General features: G+C 35.8%; 1 protein-coding gene. It reads right to left on the bottom strand.

Going from position 1 to position 511, the window contains the following annotated elements:
* Nucleotides 1–511 (bottom strand): recombinase RecT (locus BN338_RS10665; protein ID WP_039762707.1); only part of this gene is annotated, 511 nt, incomplete at both ends.

Genomic DNA, 511 nt, shown 5'->3' with positions numbered 1-511 from the left:
CTGTGGGAGTGATTGTTGTGTTTCAGTCATTTGCAAGCGTTGTTTTTTCTTTAAACCGTCTAAAACGATTTGCGCTTGTTGATAAGACATATCCGTAAGGCTCTTTACTTTTATAAAAGAGAGGACATTGTTTTCTTCTGTTTTTGTTTGGTCCATTAATTCTTTGATTTGTTCCAGCATGTCATGAGAGATTGGTTTATTTTCGTTTATCTGATTGATCTCATTAATACGATCGGCTTCATCTTCTTCATAAATACCGGAGAAACCGAAAGCATAACGAGCACATTGTATGGTTGCTTTATGACGTAACATCCGAGCAGGGTATTTTTGCCAAGTATCACTTTTTTGTTTGCATTCGTTTAAATATTCGGTGACTTCGATAGGGTCTTGAATGCCTTTGAGACGAATAGCACATTTAATGGCAATTAAATTTCCATCTTTATCGAGTTGATCTTGAAAAGTCATGCCATCGAATTGAGAATTAGATTTGATGATCTTAATCCATCCATCG

Source organism: Bartonella queenslandensis AUST/NH15, assembly GCF_000312585.1.
In the GTDB taxonomy this organism is placed as follows: domain Bacteria; phylum Pseudomonadota; class Alphaproteobacteria; order Rhizobiales; family Rhizobiaceae; genus Bartonella; species Bartonella queenslandensis_A.
Note: the sequence above shows the minus strand (reverse complement) of the source record. Positions and strands in the feature narration are given on the sequence as shown.